General features: G+C 74.2%; 22 protein-coding genes. 9 read left to right on the forward strand and 13 right to left on the reverse strand.

The annotated features are described in order from the left end of the window. Positions 1–5: 5 nt before the first annotated feature. From IG74_RS0113825 to IG74_RS0113865, 9 genes are all read right to left on the reverse strand, one after another. Positions 6–1,592, reverse strand: a complete 1,587-nt coding sequence (locus tag IG74_RS0113825; RefSeq protein WP_078868766.1) for an MFS transporter — start codon at positions 1,590–1,592, stop codon at positions 6–8. Positions 1,593–1,750: 158 nt separating this feature from the next. After that, entirely contained in the window at positions 1,751–2,188 is a 438-nt protein-coding gene (locus IG74_RS0113830) for a nuclear transport factor 2 family protein (RefSeq protein ID WP_030675235.1), read from the reverse strand. Between the two features lie 70 nt (positions 2,189–2,258). Next, positions 2,259–3,539 (reverse strand): cation:proton antiporter, encoded by a 1,281-nt coding sequence (locus tag IG74_RS0113835; protein WP_078868767.1) that lies wholly within the window; start codon positions 3,537–3,539, stop codon positions 2,259–2,261. A gap of 4 nt (positions 3,540–3,543) precedes the next feature. Then, positions 3,544–4,014: a cation:proton antiporter regulatory subunit gene (locus IG74_RS0113840; protein ID WP_030675239.1), complete on the reverse strand. Its 471-nt coding sequence runs from the start codon at positions 4,012–4,014 to the stop codon at positions 3,544–3,546. A gap of 247 nt (positions 4,015–4,261) precedes the next feature. Next, a complete protein-coding gene (locus IG74_RS0113845) occupies positions 4,262–5,257 on the reverse strand; it encodes a hypothetical protein (protein ID WP_234334330.1) in 996 nt (331 codons plus the stop codon). After that, the gene (locus IG74_RS0113850; protein WP_037825315.1) at positions 5,254–5,832 is read right to left on the reverse strand and encodes an RNA polymerase sigma factor; all 579 of its coding nucleotides are present in this window, start codon (positions 5,830–5,832) and stop codon (positions 5,254–5,256) included. Before IG74_RS0113850 ends, IG74_RS0113845 begins: the two co-directional genes overlap by 4 nt. Next, positions 5,810–6,100, reverse strand: coding sequence for a hypothetical protein (locus IG74_RS45845; RefSeq protein WP_037825268.1), 291 nt, complete (start codon positions 6,098–6,100; stop codon positions 5,810–5,812). The genes IG74_RS0113850 and IG74_RS45845 overlap by 23 nt, the downstream gene beginning before the upstream one ends. Positions 6,101–6,315: 215 nt before the next feature. Continuing rightward, complete coding sequence (locus IG74_RS0113860; protein ID WP_030675246.1) at positions 6,316–6,585, reverse strand: hypothetical protein; 270 nt, start codon at positions 6,583–6,585, stop codon at positions 6,316–6,318. A 131-nt stretch (positions 6,586–6,716) separates the two neighbouring features. Then, the gene (locus tag IG74_RS0113865) at positions 6,717–7,232 is read right to left on the reverse strand and encodes a DUF6174 domain-containing protein (RefSeq protein WP_030675248.1); all 516 of its coding nucleotides are present in this window, start codon (positions 7,230–7,232) and stop codon (positions 6,717–6,719) included. A gap of 509 nt (positions 7,233–7,741) precedes the next feature. On the opposite strand from IG74_RS0113865, the gene IG74_RS0113870 reads away from it, so the two are divergent. From IG74_RS0113870 to IG74_RS0113900, 7 genes are all read left to right on the forward strand, one after another. After that, positions 7,742–8,314, forward strand: coding sequence for a GNAT family N-acetyltransferase (locus IG74_RS0113870; RefSeq protein WP_030675250.1), 573 nt, complete (start codon positions 7,742–7,744; stop codon positions 8,312–8,314). A 135-nt stretch (positions 8,315–8,449) separates the two neighbouring features. Further along, positions 8,450–8,884: a hypothetical protein gene (locus tag IG74_RS0113875; protein WP_051854866.1), complete on the forward strand. Its 435-nt coding sequence runs from the start codon at positions 8,450–8,452 to the stop codon at positions 8,882–8,884. Between the two features lie 144 nt (positions 8,885–9,028). Next, positions 9,029–9,460 (forward strand): hypothetical protein, encoded by a 432-nt coding sequence (locus tag IG74_RS0113880; RefSeq protein ID WP_158857613.1) that lies wholly within the window; start codon positions 9,029–9,031, stop codon positions 9,458–9,460. Positions 9,461–9,600: 140 nt separating this feature from the next. Beyond that, a complete protein-coding gene (locus IG74_RS0113885; protein ID WP_037825320.1) occupies positions 9,601–10,686 on the forward strand; it encodes a PLP-dependent cysteine synthase family protein in 1,086 nt (361 codons plus the stop codon). Next, entirely contained in the window at positions 10,683–11,963 is a 1,281-nt protein-coding gene (locus IG74_RS0113890) for an MFS transporter (RefSeq protein WP_030675259.1), read from the forward strand. Before IG74_RS0113885 ends, IG74_RS0113890 begins: the two co-directional genes overlap by 4 nt. Before the next feature lie 81 nt (positions 11,964–12,044). Beyond that, complete coding sequence (locus IG74_RS0113895; RefSeq protein ID WP_030675261.1) at positions 12,045–13,274, forward strand: DUF1015 domain-containing protein; 1,230 nt, start codon at positions 12,045–12,047, stop codon at positions 13,272–13,274. Between the two features lie 135 nt (positions 13,275–13,409). Then, positions 13,410–13,886: a hypothetical protein gene (locus tag IG74_RS0113900; protein ID WP_030675263.1), complete on the forward strand. Its 477-nt coding sequence runs from the start codon at positions 13,410–13,412 to the stop codon at positions 13,884–13,886. Positions 13,887–13,994: 108 nt separating this feature from the next. Here the strand turns inward: IG74_RS0113900 and IG74_RS0113905 are convergent, their stop codons facing one another. Beyond that, positions 13,995–14,576, reverse strand: coding sequence for a snapalysin family zinc-dependent metalloprotease (locus tag IG74_RS0113905; RefSeq protein ID WP_030675265.1), 582 nt, complete (start codon positions 14,574–14,576; stop codon positions 13,995–13,997). Between the two features lie 368 nt (positions 14,577–14,944). Continuing rightward, positions 14,945–15,538 (reverse strand): TetR/AcrR family transcriptional regulator, encoded by a 594-nt coding sequence (locus IG74_RS0113910; protein WP_030675267.1) that lies wholly within the window; start codon positions 15,536–15,538, stop codon positions 14,945–14,947. An 85-nt stretch (positions 15,539–15,623) separates the two neighbouring features. On the opposite strand from IG74_RS0113910, the gene IG74_RS0113915 reads away from it, so the two are divergent. Beyond that, the gene (locus IG74_RS0113915) at positions 15,624–16,241 is read left to right on the forward strand and encodes a DUF2867 domain-containing protein (RefSeq protein ID WP_030675269.1); all 618 of its coding nucleotides are present in this window, start codon (positions 15,624–15,626) and stop codon (positions 16,239–16,241) included. Positions 16,242–16,281: 40 nt separating this feature from the next. Here the strand turns inward: IG74_RS0113915 and IG74_RS0113920 are convergent, their stop codons facing one another. Continuing rightward, entirely contained in the window at positions 16,282–17,820 is a 1,539-nt protein-coding gene (locus tag IG74_RS0113920) for an ATP-dependent DNA ligase (RefSeq protein ID WP_030675273.1), read from the reverse strand. A 77-nt stretch (positions 17,821–17,897) separates the two neighbouring features. Further along, positions 17,898–19,250, reverse strand: coding sequence for a carboxyl transferase domain-containing protein (locus IG74_RS0113925; protein WP_030675275.1), 1,353 nt, complete (start codon positions 19,248–19,250; stop codon positions 17,898–17,900). A 128-nt stretch (positions 19,251–19,378) separates the two neighbouring features. On the opposite strand from IG74_RS0113925, the gene IG74_RS0113930 reads away from it, so the two are divergent. Beyond that, positions 19,379–19,612: a hypothetical protein gene (locus IG74_RS0113930; protein ID WP_030675278.1), complete on the forward strand. Its 234-nt coding sequence runs from the start codon at positions 19,379–19,381 to the stop codon at positions 19,610–19,612. The last annotated feature ends 309 nt before the right edge of the window (positions 19,613–19,921 follow it).

The following is a 19,921-nucleotide window of genomic DNA, read 5'->3' on the forward strand; positions in this document are numbered from 1 at the left end:
CCCGCTCACATGTGGACCGCGCCTTCGCTCAGGTGCCCGCCCACGGGGCGGCCCCTGCGGTACAGCACGAAGGTGACGAGCAGTCCGACCGCGAAGAAGAGCGCCGACCACCAGTACGCCGTCTCGTAGCTCTGCATCTGCGCCTCGGCCTGGACCGCGGGCGTCGGCCGCTTCCCGGCCAGGTAGTTCGACGCGGCACTGGTGGCGAGCGTGTTGAGGAGCGCCGTGCCGATGGAGCCGCCCACCTGCTGGGTGGTGTTGACCATCGCGGAGGCCACGCCCGCGTCGTGCGCGGCGACGCCCGCGGTGGCCATGCTCATCGCCGGGGCGAAGATGAGGCCGAGGCCGAGTCCCATGACGAGGAGCGGCGGCAGCACGTGCGCGGCGTACCCGCTGTGCGTGCCGAGCGACGTCAGCCAGACCATGCTCGCCGCCGAAAGGCCCATGCCGAGCGGCACGATGGGCTTGGCGCCGAACCGCGGCACGAAGACGTTGGTGGTGAGGACGGACACCACGACCATCACCGCGACCATCGGCAGGAACGCGAGACCGGTCTTGATCGGCGTGTAGTCGAGGATCTGCTGCATGTAGTACGTCAGGAACAGGAACACGCCGAACATGCCCGCGCCGGAGATGAACATGGCGAGGAACGACGCGCCCCGGTCCCGGTCGAGCACCACCCGCAGCGGCAGCAGGGGATGCTCGGCCCGCGTCTGCCACCAGGCGAACGCGGCGACGAGTACGACCCCGATGGCGAGGAAGCCCCACGTCATCCAGTCGCTCCAGGCGTGCGTCTCGGCGTTGGAGAAGCCGTAGACGATGCAGAACAGGCCCGCGGAGACCAGCAGCGTGCCGGGCACGTCCAGCTTCGGCCGGTCCGGCGGGGCTCCCGGGTGCAGCAAGCGGGCGCCGCCGATGATGGCGGCCGCGGCGAAGGCGAGGTTGACGTACAGGCACCAGCGCCAGTCCAGGTACTCCGTCAGTACGCCGCCGAGCAGCAGGCCCACCGCCGCGCCCGATCCGGCGACGGCGCCGTAGATGCCGAAGGCCTTGGCGCGCTCGCGCGGGTCCGTGAACGTGGTGGTGAGCAGCGAGAGCGCGGCGGGCGCGAGCAGCGCCCCGAACACGCCTTGCAGGGCGCGGGCGATGACCAGCATGGTGAAGCTGGTCGCGGCGCCGCCGAGCGCGGAGGCGAGGGCGAATCCGGCGAGCCCCGCGATGAAGACGGCCTTGCGGCCCACCAGGTCGGCGATGCGCCCGCCGAGCAGCAGCAGGCTGCCGAAGGCGAGCGCGTAGGCGGTGACGATCCACTGCCGGTTGCCGTCGGTGAAGCCCAGGTCGCGCTGGGCGGACGGCAGCGCGATGTTCACGATCGTCGCGTCCAGGACCACCATGAGCTGCGCGGTCGCGATGACCGCGAGGATCAGCCACCGGTGCTCGTGCTTGCCGCCCGTGTGGAGCGCGGTGTGCGCGGGCGGCGGGGTGGCCGACTGCGGTGTCGTGTCCGCCGTGTGGGCGATCGGTTCCGCCCCATGGGGCAGCGGGTCCGGGGTGTCCCGCGGTGCGGGCTCTGGGCCGGGCGTGTGGTCCATGGTGGCCTCCAGACCCCCCGCCTCGAAAGACACCCCCGTCACACGCTAAGCGCCCCGCCCGGGCGCCGCGACCTGGGCGGGGGCGGCGCCGGGACGTGGGCGGGGACCGCGCCGGGACCCGGGCGGGGACGGCGCTCGGAGCGCTCGCGCCGCGTCGCTCACCGCCCGGCGAAGGCCTTGGCGACGGCCAGCGAGTCCTCGTACACGTGGTGCCGGGTGACCAGGCCGTCCTCGACGGTCAAGTGCAGCGCGAACCGGGCCCGGTAGGCGCGCCCGGTGGGCTTCGCGGTCTGCCGGATCTCCCCGAGCACGACCGCGTCCCGGCCGTCGACGAGGATCCGCTCGATCCGCGTGGCGGCCTCGCCCGGCACGTGGTACGCGCCGAGCTGGCCGTAGTGCGCCGCGACGTCGGTGCGCGTGGACCGGCGCCGGATCCAGGGCGTGGCGGCGCGCCCGTGCTCGGAGTCGGGCCAGTCGAGCAGCCAGTCGACGCGCGCCGCGTACAGAGCGGCGATCCGCTCCGGGGCACCCTCGCCGATCCGGCGCAGCAACTCCTGCACGGCCGCGCGCGTGGCCGTCGACGTGTTCTCGCTCATGTGGCTCCTCCCCAGGTCACGCCGCGCGCCCCGATGGCGCGCGGCGTGCCCGACAGTCTCGGGGGAGGGCTCAGTCCACGTCGATGACCTCGGAGGTAAGCGGCTCGGCCGCCGGGGCGCGCTCGTCGGGGCGCTCCTCCGAGGGACGCTCCTCCGACGGACGCTCCTGCGTGCGCGCCGGAGCGTCCCGGTGCCGGGACAGGCCGCTCACGAAGGCGGCGACGGGCTCCACGAATCGAGCGGTGAGCGGCCCCGCCACCACCAGGATCAGGACGTACGCCGTGGCCAGCGGGCCGAGCGACGGCTCGATGCCCGCGGAGACCGCGAGGCCCGCGATCACGATGGAGAACTCGCCGCGCGCCACGAGCGCGCCGCCCGCCCGCCAGCGGCCCTTGACGGAGATCCCGGCGCGCCGCGCGGCCCAGTACCCGGTGGCGATCTTCGTGCAGGCGGTGACGACGGCGAGCGCGAGGGCGGGCAGCAGCACCGGCGGGATGCTCGCCGGATCGGTGTGCAGACCGAAGAAGACGAAGAACACGGCGGCGAACAGATCACGCAGCGGCGCCAGCAGGGTGTGCGCGCCCTCGGCGGCCTCGCCCGAAAGCGCGATCCCGACGAGGAACGCGCCGACGGCGGCCGACACTTGCAGCTGCTGCGCGATGCCCGCGACCAGGATGGTCAGACCGAGGACGACCAGGAGCAGCTTCTCCGGGTCGTCGCTGGAGACGAACCGCGAGATGAGCCGCCCGTAGCGCACCGCGACGAAGAGCACGAGGCCCGCCGCGCCCAGGGCGATCGCGAGGGTGAGACCGCCCGCCGCCCAGCCGACCCCGGCCAGCAGGGCCGTGATGATGGGCAGGTACACGGCCATGGCGAGGTCTTCCAGGACCAGGATGCTCAGGATCACCGGGGTCTCCCGGTTGCCGAGCCGCCCCAGGTCGCCGAGGACCTTGGCGATGACGCCGGAGGACGAGATCCAGGTGACACCGGCGAGTACGACCGCCGCGACCGGACCCCACCCCATCAGGAGGGCGGCGACCGCGCCCGGCACCGCGTTGAGCGCGCAGTCGACGATCCCGGCCGGGTACTGCGTCTTGAGATTGCTGACCAGATCGCTGGCCGTGTACTCCAGGCCGAGCATGAGGAGGAGCAGGATGACGCCGATCTCGGCGCCGATGGCGACGAACTCCTCGCTGGCGCCGAGCGGCAGCACGCCGCCGGTGCCGAACGCGAGCCCGGCGAGGAGGTACAGCGGGATGGGGGAGAACTGGAACCGCCCGGCGACCCGCCCGAGCAGGCCGAGCGCGAGGATGATGGCGCCGAACTCGATCAGTAGGACAGCAGAATGCACGCGCTCACTCCCGGCCGAGTATCGTCGCGGCGCTCTCCACACCCTCGCGGGTGCCGATCACGATGAGCGTGTCCCCGCCCGCGAGCCGGAAGTCCGGAGCGGGCGAGGGAATGGCCTCCGCCCTGCGCAGCACCGCCACGACCGAGGTGCCGGTCTCGGTCCGCAGCCGCGTCTCGCCGAGCAGCCGCCCGTTCCAGTGCGAGGCGCCGGCGATCTCGACGCGCTCGGCGACCAGGCCGAGGTCGGTGGTGTGCAGCACCGTGGAGCACTGCGGCGCTGGCAGCAGCGCGTCACCGAGCGCCGCCGCCTCCCCCGAGCTGAGCCGGAGCGACAGCGCGCAGGCGTCCGGGTCGTCGGACCGGTAGGCGCTGAGCGTGCGCCCGCCGTCCCGGTGCGCCACGACGGAAAGCCGCCGCTGTTCCCGCGTGGTGAGGTCGTAGCGGGTGCCGATACCGGGCAACGGGGTTCGGCTCAAACGTGAAGCGGACACAGCTCTCCCTTGGTGCTGGTGGGTGACTTCGTGTTCATGCCACCCTATCGGTCCGGATTTTGCCGTTCCTTGGCCGGTACTTGGTGGTACGCGGAGAGAGGGGCGGGGCGCGCCCACGAGAGGGGGTGGGGGGGCTCCCACGCCGCCCCGGGCTCGCCCGCACCCCAGGCCGCCTCCCGCACCCCAGGCCGCCTCCCGGACCGCGCCCCCGACCGCGGCCGCGCACGGCCGCCTACGCGTCCGCGGACACCACGCTGTCGTACGGCTCCGCCGCGACGACCAGCACGCCCCGCTCCCCGCCGACCGGCAGCGAGGCCCGGCGGATCAGTGGCTCCCACTCCGCGGGCCACGCGGTGGCCGCGTCCCACTTGATGCCCTCGAGCCGCACGCCGTCGAGCCGGGCCTCCCGCAGGTCGGCCCCGACGAAGTCCGTGCCGGCCCGCTCCACGTCGCTGATCGCGCGGCACAGGGCCACGGCCTGGTCATGGGCGTCCGCCAGGTCGTCCACCAGGTCCTGCGCCACGAGCTCGGCGGCGAGCGGGTAGCCGGGCACGAGCTCCTCGTCGAGGAGCAGCCGCACGTCCCGTACCGCCCGGACGAGCTGTTCCGCTCCCGGCGCGAGGAGGTCCTCCACGGCGGCCAGGTAGTCGCTGCCGATCACGGGCGACGCGCGGCGCCGGGGCGCTGGCGGGAGCCGTACCTGGGCGAGGCGCGCGTCCAGGCGGCCGACGGCGTCGCGCGCCCCTCCGGGCGCCGTGTCCGCCTCCAGAAGCTCCGCGAGGCGCCGCGCCTCGCGCAGCGCGGCCCGCAGCGAGTCCAGAAGGCCCGCGGGGCCGAAGGAGCGGGCGATGCGCAGGGCCTCCAGGCGGTACTTCAGCCGGACCGGCGCGGGGCGCCGCATCAGCGCGCCGTCCGTGGGCGCCCCGGGCTCGTGCGCCGCCCTCGGCTCCCCGTCGGCGGCCAGGGTCTCCCGGGCGAGCCGCGCGGTGACGGCGAGTTCGGTCTGCCGGTACGTGGTGGCGAGCATCCGGTCCAGGGCGAGGTCGGGGTCGCGGAGCTCGGGCGGGCCGCCCTGCCCCATGATCCGGTCGTGCACGGCGATGCCGACGCGCCGGTGCGCGGCGGCCAGCAGCCCGTCCAGCACGCGGTCGGCCGCGTGCGCGCCGTGGTGGCCGGGGCCCCGCGGGGACTTCCGGTCGTGGCCCGTCGTGCCCCCGTCGCGCTTCATCGCCGCCCCTCGTGTACGTCGCCGACGCCGCCCGCCAGGCCGAGGCCCGCCCGCAGCGCGGCTCTGGCCCGGGCCAGGTTCTGCCGGACGGCGGCCTGCGTCGTCCCCATCGCGCGGGCGCTCTCCTGGGTGGTGAACCCGTCGAGGTGCCAGGCCATCGCGGCCCGTTGCTTGGCCGGAAGCCCGAGCAGGAGCGCGGTGACGCGCCGGGCCTCCTCGCCGAGCTCCGCCGCGTGCGCGGGCGTCTGCCACCGCACGAGCACGCGCGGCTCCGGCGGCTCCGCGCAGCTGTCCTCCAGGCGGACCTGCTGCGCCACCCACGAGCGCCAGGCCACCGTGCGCAGCCAGGCCTTGGGGTAGCGGATGGACACGCCCGGCGCGCACATCTGCGTGAACGCGTCCTGAGCGGCGTCCTGTGCCTCGTTCCACGAAGCTCCGTGGAACAGCAGGAACCGCACCAGGGCCGGGTACTCGGTCTCGTGCAGCTCCTCGGCGAGGTCCCGGCCCGGCAGCGCGACCGTGTCGCTCTCCAGCGGCCGCGGCGGACTCAGCTCAGTGCTCGCGGCTTCCTCCACGGCGGCCACCCCCGATCCCCGGGGCCGGGCGCGCGGCCGCTCGTACGGGTCCGTCCTGCGCGGCGGCCACGACCTGTACGTGGTGGCCGTCGCGGGACTCCTGCAGTGATGCCCACGGGGCGGCGCAGCGCACCCGTTCGGTCAGGGCCTCGTGGGTGATGCGTGCCAGCTCCACCTCCCTGCCGAGCCACTGGCGGACCACCTTGACCACACCGCTGACGACACTGACGAGCACCGTCGCCACTGCCCCGGCCACCACAGGATCCACTCGCGTACCCCTTCCCGTCTCCGCGCCGCCACTGCGGCGTCGCGCGCTCAACAGTGGCTCTGTAGCGAGGAGTTGTGACATGGCGCTGGTCATCGAGGAGTGGTGGCGTGCGGGGTGGCGTGCGGGGTGCGGGGAGGAGGGCAGACGAAACGCGGCGCCCCGGTCTCCCGGGACGCCGCGCCGTCGTGCTGGACGTCAGGCTGTCGTGTCGGACGTCAGAGGGCGCCCGCGCGCTTCGCGACCTCGCCCAGCTTGCCCGCGCCCGTGGTGGCGTCGGCCTTCTTCAGCTTCCCCGCGGTCTCGTCCACGGTGCCGACGACCTTCTTCACGTCGACGGCGTCGAGCGGGGTCTTGTTCCCGGTCACGGCGGTGTCCAGCAACTGCTGTCCGCCGCCCAGCGGTTCGGCGGCGGCAACGGCGGGAGTGACGGCCCCGAGGGCCATCGCGACGCCGACGACACCGACGGCGGCCTTGGCGATCTTCACGATCGTTCTTCCTTCCCGGCAGCGGCGGCCTGCGGAACGCGACGGTCATGCCGTCGGAGCGTCGAGGTCGGACACTCATCTCGCCCTGCCGCAACACGTAACAGTCCCTCGGCCGGAAAGGTGACCGTTCGTCACCCGTTTGGCTTCGCCGCGCCGCCCAGCGGCTCGTAGGCGCTGATGACGTACAGGGCCTCGTCGTCGATCGCGGCCTTCTCCCAGTCCAGGGTGATGCGCACCGGGTGCCCGTCGCTCGCGTACGCGGTCTCGGCCCTGTGTGCCTTCTCGCGCTTGGCCTGCTCGACCTCCTTCAACAGCTCGCCGATGGTCGGTACTTGGTCGGGCAGGTCCTTGACGACCCGGCGCCCGCTGTCGTCCAGGCCGACCGCCTTGCTCACCTTCCCGTCGCGCACCGTCACCCGGAACGTGCCGATCAAGGACCGCTCTCCCTCGCCCGACCTGAGCGTGTACGCGTACGAGGAAGGCTCCTTCCATCCGGCTCCGCTCGCCGACGGGGCGGGCAGCGGCTGCCCCTTCAACACGTTCGGGGAGGGTTCGTCCCCACAGGCGGAGGTCGCGCCGAGCACCCCCACGACCAGAGCGGCGGAGGCCAGGAAGCGGACGGGAACACGGGGAAGCGCGGCGGTCATGTCGGCCCTTTCGACGACGGATACCGCTAGGACGCCGCCGGGGCCGGGAACGTTCGAAGCGCACGCGGGCAAGCGCGTCGCGGGGGCCGCGCCATACGGCGGTGACCGGGGTACCGCCCGGTCACCGCCGTGCACGCCGTGTCCGCTGCCGCTGACGTCTTCGCTCCCGTGGCCCGGGCCCCAGCACCTGTAGGGCGACCCGGGACGCGTGAGCGCGGTGGCGGCGCGCGAGCGCATCAGCGCGGCTGTGCTGCCGTCCGCAACCACTCGAACCTGACAGCCATAAACCTTTCTACCGGCTCGGCAGCGGGTCACCCGTGCCCGCGAGCAACCTTTCTCTGACCGGTTGTGACTGAGCGGGCCATCCGATTTCCGGTGCTCAGCCGGGCGATCGGCGTCCGCGCGGGGCGGACATGTGCCCGTTCCGCACGCCGAGTTCGCCCGTCTCGTGCCCGCCGCCGTGTTGTCGCCGGGCGGCGTGGGCGCTCACGCCGTGACATCGTGGCCCCATGGTCATCAAGGTTCGCCCGGCGTCGGCCTACGACGACGTCCGTACGCTGCTCGGCCCGAAGTCGCCGGGGGCGAACGTCTGCTGGTGCCTCAGCTACCGGATCCCGTCCAAGCTCAACAACGAGCTCCGCGGGCCCGCCCGGGGTGAGTACGTCGCCGAACTGTGCCGCGCCGACCCCCCTCCCGGAGTCGTCGCCTACGACGGTGACGAGCCGGTCGGCTGGGCCGCCGTGGCACCTCGCGCGGACACCTCGTTCGCACGCAGCCGGAAGATCCCGCACGTCGACGACCTGCCCGTGTGGTCGGTGTGGTGCCTGCGCGTCCGCCCCGGCCACCGCAAGCAGGGCATCTCGCATGCCCTGATCGCCGGTGCGGTCGCGTTCGCCCGCGACCGGGGCGCCCCGGCGATCGAGGCGTACCCGCTCGACAACGGCGACGCCCGGGTCGACCTCACGATGGCCTACGCCGGGATCCGCAGGAACTTCGAACGCGCCGGGTTCACCCACGCCGCCGACACCCCCTCGGTCCTTGCCGGGCACCCCCGCGTCCTGATGCGGCTCGACCTGCGCTGACCGCGCGCTCGGCGCGGTTCCGTAGTGGATTCGGTCATTTGCCTGGCGTGATGCTGTTGTTTCTGGAGAGTTGGCTGAGCAACGTCCAGCGGTGGTTAGTATCACGACGTGGTTACGGCTTGGTCACCTCCGCACATGGCGCGGGCCCGTGCTGTAGCGGAGTCCGGCGTCGCGCCGGGTCCGCTGCTGCGGCTCCTCGCGCTCGCCGTGCTGCTGTTCGCCGTCGCCCTCGCGCACGGGGCGAGCCCCGGCAACGCCGGGGCGCACCTCGCCACCAGCGCCGTGTCCGTGCAGAGCGCGGCCGAGGACGTGCCCGACGCCAAGGCCGGGCCGACCGCCCTGGGCACGGCGGACGACGGGCACGGAGAACACGGCCCCGCCCACCCGAACGAACAGTGCGCCTCAGGACAGCCCACCCAGGGATCGGCCCTGGCGCCGCCCTGCCTCGCGGCCTCCGTCGGGCAGCCGGACACGCCCGGGCACCGACCCGCGGGGCGGAGCCCCGGCACAGCTGAGTACGCGGTCACGCCGGCCGTGGCCCTCAAGACATCCGTGGTCCAACAGGTTTAGCCCGCGACACCCGGCCATGGCCCCCCGCCTCAGACGGCGGGAGCGGCCGAAGCCGGAAGTCGTCGGCTCCCCCCACCCCCCCACTCACATCCGTCGCGCCTTGCTAACGGCTGCCGCCGTCGCCGGGGCGCGACCGGAGGACCCGTGTCCGTACCCACCCGCATGCCTGCCCGCCCCCGGCGGCGGCGCACCCGGTGGCGGCGGAGGATCGCCGCACTCGTGCGCGGCAGCCTCCTCGCCGTCATGGCGCTGTGCGCCCTCGTGCACGGACCGCTCGACGAGAACCGCGGGCCCGGGCGCCCGCCCGCCGCGGTCACCGTCGCCGTTCCCACCTCGGAGGACGCCGCACCGCACAGCCCGCACAAGCACCACGGCACCGAGGAGTGCGCCCCGGACGGCCCCCTGCGCACCCCCGCCGCCCAGGCGGCGGACCAGCCGCCCTCCGGCACGGGAGCCCTCACGGCCCTCGCCGCCCTCACGGTGTTCAGGGGGCCCCAACCCCGCAGGACGTACCGGCGTCGAAGAACACGCACGGGCCGGACGACTCTCGTCCGCACGGCCCGGTGGCGCATCTAGACCGCTCGCCCGCAGCCGCACCCCGGCTGCCGCGCACGCGACCCCGCAGACACGGACCGCCCGTCCGTCGCGAGGCCGCGACGCGAGATGAACACACACCGTGCATTCGTCGAGCGAGAGCGAAAGAGATGCAGTCACAGATGAACATCGCCAGGACATCCGACCGTTCCGCCCTGTCGGCCCTCGTGGGGGACACACCGCTGCTGCGCGTGTCCGAGCCCCTCGCGCCCGCAGGACACGGCTTCTGGGCCAAGCTGGAAGGCTTCAACCCCGGCGGCATCAAGGACCGGCCCGGCCTGCACATGGTGGAGCGGGCCCGCGCCCGGGGCGAACTGCGCCCCGGCGGCCGCGTCATCGAGTCCACCAGCGGCACCCTCGGCCTGGGCCTCGCCCTGGCCGGCATGGTCCACGGCCACCCCGTCACCCTGGTCACCGACCCGGGCCTCGAACCGTCCATGACGCGCCTGCTCACCGCCTACGGGGCGGGCGTCGACATCGTCGCGGAGCCGCACCCCACCGGCGGCTGGCAGCAGGCCCGCCGCGACCGCGTCACCGAACTGCTGCGCGCCCACCCCGGCTCGTGGTGCCCCGACCAGTACAACAACCCCGACAACACCAGCGCGTACACCCCGCTCGGCCTCGAACTGGCCGCCCAGCTCGGCCACATCGACGTCCTCGTGTGCAGCGTCGGCACCGGCGGGCACTCCGCGGGCGTCGGCCGCGTCCTGCGCCAGCTGTACCCGGACATCGAGATCGTCGGCGTCGACACCATCGGCTCGACCATCTTCGGCCAGCCCGCCAGGACCCGCCTCATGCGCGGGCTCGGCTCCAGCATCTACCCCCGCAACGTCGCGTACGACACCTTCCGCGAGGTCCACTGGGTCGCCCCGCACGAGGCGGTGTGGACCTGCCGGCGCCTCGCCGCGTCCCACTATGCCACCGGCGGCTGGAGCGTCGGCGCCGTCGCGCTCGTCGCGGGCTGGCTGGCCCGCACCCGGCCCGCCCCCACCCGCATCGCCGCGATCTTCCCGGACGGACCGCAGCGCTACCTCGGCACCGTGTACGACGACGACTACTGCGCGCGGCACGGCCTCCTGGACAGCCCGCCGCCCGCCGAACCGGAGGTCATCGGCCGCGCCGACGAGAAGGAGGTGCACCGCTGGACCCGGTGCGCCGACGTCGTCGACCCGCTGACCCTGACCGCCACCCCGGAGGCGGGCAAGTGAAGGCCACCCTCGTCCAACTGCGGTCCTACGAACGCAGCGTCCAGCTGTTGATGGTGAACCAGTTCACCATCAACCTCGGCTTCTACATGCTGATGCCCTATCTGGCCGCCCACCTCTCCGGCACGCTCGGCCTGGCGGGCTGGCTCGTCGGACTCGTCCTCGGCGTGCGCAACTTCAGCCAGCAGGGCATGTTCCTGGTCGGCGGCACGCTCGCCGACCGGTTCGGCTACAAACCCCTCATCGTCGCCGGGTGCGTGCTGCGGACCGTGGGCTTCGCGACGCTCGGCCTGGTCGACTCGCTGCCCGCACTGCTCGCCGCGTCGGCCGCCACAGGGCTCGCGGGCGCGCTGTTCAACCCGGCGGTGCGCGCGTACCTCGCGGTGGACGCGGGGGAGCGCAGGGTCGAGGCGTTCGCCCTCTTCAACGTCTTCTACCAGGCCGGGATCCTGCTGGGCCCACTGGTCGGCATGGTCCTCACCGGCGTCGACTTCCGCATCACCTGCCTGGTGGCGGCCGCGATCTTCGCCCTGCTCTCCGTGGTGCAGATCCGCGCCCTGCCGGTCCGCGGCGGACAGCGCGCCCGGGGCACGGGGGAAGGGGTGCTCACCCAGTGGCGCGGCATCCTCACCAACCGGCCGTTCCTGCTGTTCTCCACCGCCATGATCGGCTCGTACGTCCTGTCCTTCCAGGTCTATCTGGCCCTGCCCCTCGACGTGCGCAGGCTCGGCGGGGACGGGCAGTTCGGCACCGTCGCGGTGGCCGCGCTCTTCGCCGTCAGCGGACTGAGCACCATCGTCGGCCAGACCAAGGTCACCGCCTGGTGCAAGGCCCGCTACGAACCCGGCGAAGCCCTGGTCAGGGGTCTCGCGGTGATGGGTGTCGCCTTCGTGCCGCTGCTCCTGGCCACCGCCGTGCCCGTGCCCGGCTCCGGCGTCGGGCTGTGGGCCCTCGCCGCCGTGCCGCCCGCGCTCGCCGCGCTGCTCCTGGCCCTGGGCACGATGATCGCCTACCCCTTCGAGATGGACACCATCGTCCGCCTCTCCGGCGACCGCCTCGTGGCCACCCACTACGGCCTCTACAACACCGTCTGCGGCGTGGGCATCACGGTCGGGAACCTCCTCACCGGCGCCGCCCTGGACGCCGCACGCGAGGCGGGGCTCCCCGCGCTTCCCTGGGCCGCGCTGTTCGCGCTCGGCCTCGGCTGCGCGAGCGCGCTCTACGGCCTGCACCGCACTGGCCGATTGGCGCCGCCCGCGCCGCGGCCCGCGGCGGCCTGACCCACTGACCCGTGGCAGAAGGGGGCAGACGTCGTCTGACGCCTGCCCCCGGCAGGCCGCGTCATCCCACAGGAGTGCCCCATGTCCACCTCCGACCCGACCGTGCCCGGCCCGACTCCGCCGCGCCTGCGCCCCTTCCGGGCCGTGCGCTACGACGAGGACCGCGCCGGTGACCTGTCCGCGCTCGTGGCCCCGCCCCACGACGACCTCGACCCGGCGCACGCGCGTTCCCAGCGCGTGCGCCCGCACCACATCGCGCGCCTCCTCTACGCCTCCGACCCGCAGGCCGCGGCGGGACAACTGCAGCGCTGGCTGCGGCGCGGCGTACTGCGGCGCGACGAACGCCCCGCCCTGTACGTGTACCAGCAGCAGCGCGGCGCCCGGATCCTGCAGCGCGGGGTGATCGGCGAACTGCCCCTGCCGCACCCGCGGGACACGCCGTGGCCCCTGCTGCCGCACGAGGACGTGTCCGCCCACGTCGTCCGCCAGCGCGCCGCCCACATGGCGGGCCTGCGTGCCCAACTGGAGCCGCTGCTCCTCGCGTACCGCGGCACCAGGTCGACGGCCACGCAGATCACGCACCACATCACCCGGCGCACACCGACGGCCGTCGCCCGCGTCGGCGACACGACCCACCTGATGTGGGCGTGCCACGACGAAGCCGAAACGGCCCTGCTGAGCGCGGGCGTGGAAACCGACCAGGCCCTCATAGCCGACGGCCACCACCGGCACGCCGCCTGTCTGCGCCTGGGCGCGGAGGGAAGCAGCCCCTGGGCGAGCAGCCTGGCCCTGTTCGTGGACACGGTCGCGTATCCGCCGCGGCTCGCCGCGATCCACCGGGTGCTCCCCGGCCTCGACCCGGAGAAGGCGGCGTCCGCTGCCGCCGAGGTCGCCCGCGTCCGGCCGCTGCCGCGGGGGCCGCGCCCACCCGCGCCGGACGAGGTGGTGCTCGTCGGCGGGGGCCGCGCCTGGGCCGTCAGCGAACCGGACCCGGGCGCCCTGAGCGAGGCCCTCACCGGGCGGCCGCCGCAGTGGGCCGCGCTTCCCTCGGCCGTCAGCGACCATCTGCTCCTTGGCGCCGCGTGGTCGGTGCCGGAGCTGCCCGGTGCCGTACGCCATCTGCACGACGCGGACCGGGCCGTCGCGGCGGTGGCCGCGCCCGGGAAGGGCAGTGCTGTGCTGCTGCCCGCACTGGGGGAGGACCAGGTGCGGGAGTTGGCGCGGGCCGGGGTGCTGCTGCCCCGCAAGTCCACGTCGTTCGGCCCGAAACCGGCGATCGGCCTGGCGCTGCGGGTTCTCGGCCTGTCGTGACACCGCGGCGGCGGCGCGGGCGCGGTGTCGCCCGCGCCGCCGCCGCGCGGCCGGGAGCGGAACGACCGGTCATCCGTGGCACAGCGCGGACGCGGACGTCATGGCTCCAGCACACGGGCCCGCCACGCTGGCGGCATGACAACGACTGCACCGGCTCCGCGCCGGACGGCGCCCCGGCGGCGCAGGCGGCTGCTCGGGGCGGCGCTGCTCTTCCTCACCGGGGTCTTCGTGCTCACCTTCTTCGCGTATCCCGGGCACACCCTGGTGACCCGGATGTACAAGCAGGGCGTGGCCGTGGACGCGACGACGGTGGCGGTGACGACCGGCACCGAAGGCCGCCCCACGCGCGTCACCGTCCGGTTCCGCAAGCCAGAGGGCGGCGCCCCCGTCACGGCCGACCTGGCCGGGGCGCCACCGCTGCCCCGGGCGGTCGAAGGGCGCCCGATCGAGGTGACGTACGACTCGAAGGACACGTCCGACGTGCTGAGCCGGGCCCAGATGGGGCGCCTGGCCCCCGAATGGCACGCCCTGGGGGTGGGCGGGACGGCGCTGATGGTCATCGGAACGCTGGTCGCGCTGACCCCGTCGCGCCGGACGCGGGAGGCCGCATGAGGGATGGACACATCCCCCGGAGGCGCTGACGGGATGCCCGACCCGATGCCCGACCGTGCGGAACACGGTCGGGCATCGTCGTGCCGAGGTCGTGCGAGAGGGCCGGGGCTACGGCGCGTCGACGAGCACGCGGCCGTCGGTGGGCGTCCGCGCCGCGGCGCCGTTGCGGTACGCGGCTTCGACCCGGGCCTGCTCGGCGGCGTCGGGCACCGCGTTCTTGCAGCTGGTACCGGCGCTGGAGCCCGACATCAGCTGGGAGCACGGGCCGGGCTTGGTGTCCGGCAGGCCCAGGTTGTGGCCGATCTCGTGGGCGGCGATGCGGGTCTTGTCGTGGCCGTCGGTGACGGCCTGCTGGCCGAGTTGGACCACGGCGCGGCCGCCGGGGCGCACCGGGCCGAGGCTGGCCTGCGGCCAGCCGCTGGTGGCCACGATCTGGATCTCGGCTCGGGTGCCGGGCGCGGCCTTGACCAGCTTGACGTTGTCAACGTTCCCGTTCCACGAGGCGACTCCGGCCGTGATGGCGGCCTCCCAGCTGGCGGCCCGGCTGGAGTCGTAGCGGAGGGTCACCACGGCGGCGTCGCTCTTCGCGGTGGAGTGTGATGGCGTGGCCACGGCGTTCGCCGCCGGTACCGCGGTGAGGAGGACCGCCGCGGCAGTACCGGCTAATCCCAGCCGTATGGGATGCAGCATGGTCGTCTGTCCCTTCGTTCTGTGGGGGCTCGGCTCCACCGGGAACCGAGGAAATGGAAGGAAGGGTGGCGTGAACAGCAGGGCCCCGCAGCGACCGCCGTCCGACCGGCGGCAGCTGCGGATGGGAGGGGCCGAGGACGAGGACGTACGCCCGAAACGTGCGCGAGCACCCGAGCGCACACGCCGCACAGGCGTCAACTCGGGCCAGGGGGCTGGGCATTCGCCGCTCCATTCCACACCACCGACGCTCGTGCGAGACGGTACAGCGCCGAACGCGCGCAACAGCAGCCCCAGGGCTGAGAATTTTTCCGGAGCGGCCCTTCGCCCCCGGGCGAAGGCCGGAGAAGCGCCGTTTCAGGCCGATTGGTTCACCGGGTGAGGGCGACTGCCGCGTCGAGGAGGGCGGAGGTCAGGGCGGGGAGCCGGTCGGGGGATTCGGACAGCAGGAAAAGCCAGGCGAAGACGGGGCCGACGAGGAGAGCGTTGAGGGCGGCCGGGTCGGGGCGGGTGGTGAGTTCGCCGCGGGCCGCCGCGCGGTCCAGGATCTCCGTGAGAGTCCGGCGCTGGGCCCCCAGGTACCTCTCCTCGAACCGTTCGTGGAGTACGGGGTCGGCGTGGACATCGGCCAGCAGGCCGGGGACCGTCCCCTGCGGCGGCAGGGCCATGGCGTCCGCGATCTCGGCGAGCACGGCGGCCAGGTCGGCGCGGAGCGAACCACGGTCGGGTGCCACGGCCAGGAACTGGTCCGGCAGCAGGACGTCGAAGATCATCTCTTGCTTGGTGTCGTGGCGGCGGTAGATCGCCGCCTTGCCGACGCCCGCTCGCGCGGCCACCTCGGCCATCGTGAGCCGCGCGTACCCCACCTCCGCCAGCAGCTCCCGGACGGCGGTCGCGACGGCCTCGTCGACGCGGCCGTCCCGGGGGCGGCCGCCCTGATTGCGTACTTGCTTCCGCGTGGACATGGGTGCATGATACGGAACCAGTGGTAACGAAACCAGCGGTTCCAGAACTGAGGGTTCCGTTGTTCGCGGAGGGGAAGGAAAGCCGATGCGCATCCCGAGAACCGCCCACACCGCACAGCCGTGGCGGATACACGAGTTCACCCCCGACTTCCGGATCGAGGACGTGTGGTCGTTCCGCGCGCCCGACGCCGGGCCCGACGACTTCCCCGTGATGGTCGAGGCGCTGAAGACGGCGTACGACACCCGGAAGGAACCCGCCGCGGTCCGGTTCCTGTTCGCGGTGCGCTGGAAGCTCGGTGCGCTGCTCGGCTGGGACACTCCGCAGGCGGGCTTTGGCGGGCGGGTCGCCTCGCTGCGCGACCGCCTCCCGCTCGACCTGGCCCGGACCGCGAACGACGCCGTGCCCTGCACCGACCCGTTCTCCGAGGTGTACCAGCTCGACGACGAAGCGGCCCGCGAGCTGGGCAACAAGACCGTCCACACCATCATGCACGTAGGCTGGGTGCGGACCGGTGACGGCGCGTACGAACTGCGCATGGCGGCGCTGGTCAAGCCCAACGGCCTGTTCGGACGCGTCTACATGGCCGCTGTCCTGCCGTTCCGGTACCTCATCGTCTATCCGGCGCTGACCCGCCAGTGGGAACTGGCCTGGCTGGACCACGGCCGCCCGCATCGCCGCGCCGGAGGCGCCGCGCGCGGATGAGCCGCCCACGCCGGTTGAACCGTCGCGGCCGGGAGCGGGCTCAGGCCCGGTGCCGCTCCAGGACCGTGGCCACGGTGTCCGCGTCCGCCGCCCGCTTGTCCTCGCGGTACCGGACGACCCGGGCGAAGCGGAGCGTGACGCCCGCCGGGTACCGCGAGGACTTCTGCAGACCGTCGTAGGCGATCTCCACCACGAGCTCGGGGCGCACGGTCACGACGAAACCGTCGTCGCCGACGGCCAGTTCGCGCAGGCGGGCGGTCTGCCAGGTGAGCATCGCGTCCGTCATGCCCTTGAAGGTCTTGCCGAGCATGGCGAAGGTGCCGTCGGGGCGGCGGGCGCCCAGATGGAGGTTGGAGAGCTTGCCGGTGCGCCGCCCGTGGCCCCACTCGGCGGCCAGGACCACCAGGTCGAGGGTGTGCACGGGCTTGACCTTCAGCCAGGACGCGCCACGGCGGCCCGCGCTGTAGGGGGCGTCGAGGCCCTTGAGGACGACGCCCTCGTGGCCGCGCGCGAGGGTCGCGGCGAAGAAGTCGTCGGCGGCGCGGCGGGCCGCCTCGTCGGCGGGGTCCCCGACGATCAGGCGGCGCACCCGCATCGGCTCCGGCACGAGCCGCGCGAGCACCGCGTGCCGCTCGCGCAGCGGCAGTTCGAGGAGGTCCCGGCCGTCGACGGACAGCGCGTCGAAGAAGACGGGGGACAGGGGCAGCTCGGCCGCCGCGGCGGCCACGTCGAGACGGGAGCCGACGCGCCCGGCGATCTCCTGGAAGGTCCGGGGCCGCCCGGCCGCGTCGAGCGCGATCACCTCGCCGTCGAGAATGAACTGCGCGCCCGCCAATGCACCTGCCAGGGAGGACAGTTCCGGCAGCCGGTCCGTGATGTTGTCCAGGGTGCGCGTGTAGACGCGTACGTCGTCGGCGTCGCGGTGCACCTGGACGCGGATGCCGTCCAGCTTCTCCTCGACCGCGCAGGGCCCGAGCTTGTCGATCCCCTCGCCGACGGTCGGTGCGCTGTGGGCGAGCATGGGCTGGACGGGGCTGCCCACGGTCAGCCGGAAGCCGGTGACGGCGTCCGGCCCCTGCTCCAGGAGCGCCCGTGCCACCGGTGTGAGGCCGCCCGCCAGCATCACGGCCCGCCGCACCTCCGGCGCGGGGGCCCCAGTGGCCCGCGCGAGCCCCTCCGCGGCCACCGCGTCGAGCGCGCCCTGGCGCACCTCGCCGGTCAGGAGTCCGAACAGGAACCGCTGCTCGTCGGCCGTGGCCGCGCCCAGCAACTCCTGGACGAGCCGCCGCCGTTCCGCCTGCGCTCCGGCGCCCGCGACCGCGGCGAGCGCGGTGAGCGCCGCGTCCACGTCCGCCACCGTCAGCGTCGGCTCCTGCGCCGGGGCGACGGGCTCCTTGAGCGCGTTCCAGCCCACCCCGATCCGCCCCTGCGGCAGCCGTCCCGACAGATACGGGATGACCAGGGGGACGTCGGCGGGCCCGGCGGCCTGGAACAGCTCGGACAGCAGGGCGACCTTCCGCGACCGCGCCGCCGTCGCCGCCACCTCCTTGGACACCTCCGCGACCCTGGCGAACAACATGCCGCCATCCTGCAACGCGGGGCCCGATCCCGCACGGCGGGCCGTACGGCTCCTCGGCCTGGACCCGGACGTTCCGCTCAGTGCTCGACGATGCCGCGCACCACGCCCAGGTCGACCAAGTCCTGCGGGCGGAGGCGGAGTTCGTCGGCGAGGCCGGGGGCGTCCGCGCGCGGGCGCTTGAGGATGGCGGCCGCCGCCTCGGGGGCGATCACCGAGAAGTAGCTGTCCGGCGCCGCCCAGGTGCGGCCGGGAGCGGCGAGGGCGAGCGCGCCGCCGGAGCCGCCCTCGCCGATGACCAGGCTGGTGACGGGGGTGCGCGCGGCCGCCACCGCCGCGAAGACGTCCGCGATCGCGGCGCCCGCCCCCGCGCGCTCGGCCGCGGCGTCGTTCGCGGCCCCCGGCGTGTCGATCAAGGTGAGCACGGGGACGGCGAGCCGGTCGGCGAGACGGATGAGCCGGGCCGCGGTGCGGTACCCGGCGGGGCGCGTCGCGGTGCCGCACTGCGCCACGTACGCGACCGCCCGGCCGTCCCGGAGCCCGAACCCGCACAGCAGGCCCGCGTCCGTGCCCCCGCACCGGTCCCCGCTGATCTCCTCCCGCGAGGAGAAGTACGCGTCGAGGTAGGCCGCCGCACGCGGGCGCTCGGGGGCGCGGGCCCGGAGCACCGCCTCCCAGCCCGTGCCGGGCGCCCGGGCGTCCCCGAGCGCGCGCGGCGGCGCGACGGGTCCCTGCGCGGGCGAGGTGAGCAGCCGCAGCCAGTGCCCGAGTCGCGTGCGCAGCCGCTCCCGCGGTACGACCGCGTCGACGGCGCCCGCCGCCAGCTGGCCCTCGGCGGTGTACGCCGCCGGGTCCGCGTCCTGCGGGCGGACCCGCGAGCCCGCGAACCCCACCTGCGCCCCGGGCAGCGCGAGCACGACGTCGGCCCCCGCGCCCAGGGTGGCCCAGCCGCCCCCGGTCGTCGGGTCGCGCAGCACGGCGACCTGCGGCAGCCCTGCCGCGCGGTTGAGCGCCGACTGGGCCGCCACGCGCTGGAGTTGGGACAGGGCCCGCATGCCCTCCTGCATCCGGCTGCCGCCGGTCGCGACGAGCGAGACGAGCGGCAGCCGGTGTGCGCGGGCCGCCGCGTACGCCGCCTCCAGACGGTCGCCGGTCCGTTCGCCGAGCGAGCCGCCCAGATAGCGGAACTCGAAGGAGACCAGGACGGCGCGCACGCCCTCGACGACGGCCGTGCCGCACACGACGGACTCCGTCTCACCGGTGCGCTCGTACGCCGCGGCGCGTGCGTCGTCGTACCCGGACCAGGCGAGCGGGCCGTCGGGCCGCGCCGTCCCCGGTGGCTCCGGGAGCTCGGTGAAGTCGGCGGTGACGGCGGAGACGGCTTCGCGCGCGGAGACGCGGTCGGCGACGCGGTGCGTATGAGGTGAGGACACGCCTCGTACTCCTACCTTCTCCGTCGCGTTCCGTCGAGGACCGGTCTGTGCGCCCGCGCGCCAATCCGACCCCGCGCCCGCTCCGAACCCCCTGTGACCAACAGCCCATGCGGAGTAGGGAGTCAGCAATGCACATGCAGCGGAACACCGGCACGCCGGGTCGCAGCCGGGTCAAGAGGTTCGCCGTCGCCGTGGCCGCCGTCGGAGCCCTCGTGGGCGGCGGGGTCGCCATGGCGGCTCCGGCCGGCGCCGACACGTTCTGCGGAGCGACGGGGGACGGCGGCTTCGGGTGCGTGATCGACCAGGGGGACGGGACGTTCAAGATGGTCAACAGCAACGGGGACATCGTCTACAACTGGTGACGCCACGCGTCTGACGCCTGGCGCCCGGCCTGAGGGCGGGCGGACCACGACCGGCACCCGCCGACGTGCGTCCGCCCGCCCGTCGCGTTGCCGGTTCCTTCAGGAGCGGTGGCAGATGAAGACGGGGCCGGCCCAGTGGTCGCAGACCGGGCCCGTGGTGGGCGGCGGGTCGACGGGGGTGGGTGTCGGCGTGGGGGTGGGCGTGGGTTCGGGGGGAAGGGTCGGCTCGACCGGGGTCGGAGTCGGCGTCGGAGTGGGTGTGGGCTCCGGAGGCGGCGTTGGGACTGTCTCTTATACACATCTCCGAGC

The sequence above is a fragment of the Streptomyces sp. NRRL B-1347 genome (assembly GCF_000720325.1).
Taxonomy (GTDB): Bacteria; Actinomycetota; Actinomycetes; order Streptomycetales; family Streptomycetaceae; genus Streptomyces.

Excerpts from the sequence above, each read along its gene's own strand:
- IG74_RS0113825 (WP_078868766.1), bottom strand. The coding sequence starts at position 1,592 with ATGGACCACACGCCCGGCCCAGAGCCCGCACCGCGGGACACCCCGGAC.
- IG74_RS0113830 (WP_030675235.1), bottom strand. The coding sequence starts at position 2,188 with ATGAGCGAGAACACGTCGACGGCCACGCGCGCGGCCGTGCAGGAGTTG.
- IG74_RS0113845 (WP_234334330.1), bottom strand. The coding sequence starts at position 5,257 with ATGAAGCGCGACGGGGGCACGACGGGCCACGACCGGAAGTCCCCGCGG.
- IG74_RS0113865 (WP_030675248.1), bottom strand. The coding sequence starts at position 7,232 with ATGACCGCCGCGCTTCCCCGTGTTCCCGTCCGCTTCCTGGCCTCCGCC.
- IG74_RS0113870 (WP_030675250.1), top strand. The coding sequence starts at position 7,742 with ATGGTCATCAAGGTTCGCCCGGCGTCGGCCTACGACGACGTCCGTACG.
- IG74_RS0113875 (WP_051854866.1), top strand. The coding sequence starts at position 8,450 with ATGGCGCGGGCCCGTGCTGTAGCGGAGTCCGGCGTCGCGCCGGGTCCG.
- IG74_RS0113885 (WP_037825320.1), top strand. The coding sequence starts at position 9,601 with ATGAACATCGCCAGGACATCCGACCGTTCCGCCCTGTCGGCCCTCGTG.
- IG74_RS0113895 (WP_030675261.1), top strand. The coding sequence starts at position 12,045 with ATGTCCACCTCCGACCCGACCGTGCCCGGCCCGACTCCGCCGCGCCTG.
- IG74_RS0113900 (WP_030675263.1), top strand. The coding sequence starts at position 13,410 with ATGACAACGACTGCACCGGCTCCGCGCCGGACGGCGCCCCGGCGGCGC.
- IG74_RS0113905 (WP_030675265.1), bottom strand. The coding sequence starts at position 14,576 with ATGCTGCATCCCATACGGCTGGGATTAGCCGGTACTGCCGCGGCGGTC.
- IG74_RS0113910 (WP_030675267.1), bottom strand. The coding sequence starts at position 15,538 with ATGTCCACGCGGAAGCAAGTACGCAATCAGGGCGGCCGCCCCCGGGAC.
- IG74_RS0113915 (WP_030675269.1), top strand. The coding sequence starts at position 15,624 with ATGCGCATCCCGAGAACCGCCCACACCGCACAGCCGTGGCGGATACAC.
- IG74_RS0113920 (WP_030675273.1), bottom strand. The coding sequence starts at position 17,820 with ATGTTGTTCGCCAGGGTCGCGGAGGTGTCCAAGGAGGTGGCGGCGACG.
- IG74_RS0113930 (WP_030675278.1), top strand. The coding sequence starts at position 19,379 with ATGCACATGCAGCGGAACACCGGCACGCCGGGTCGCAGCCGGGTCAAG.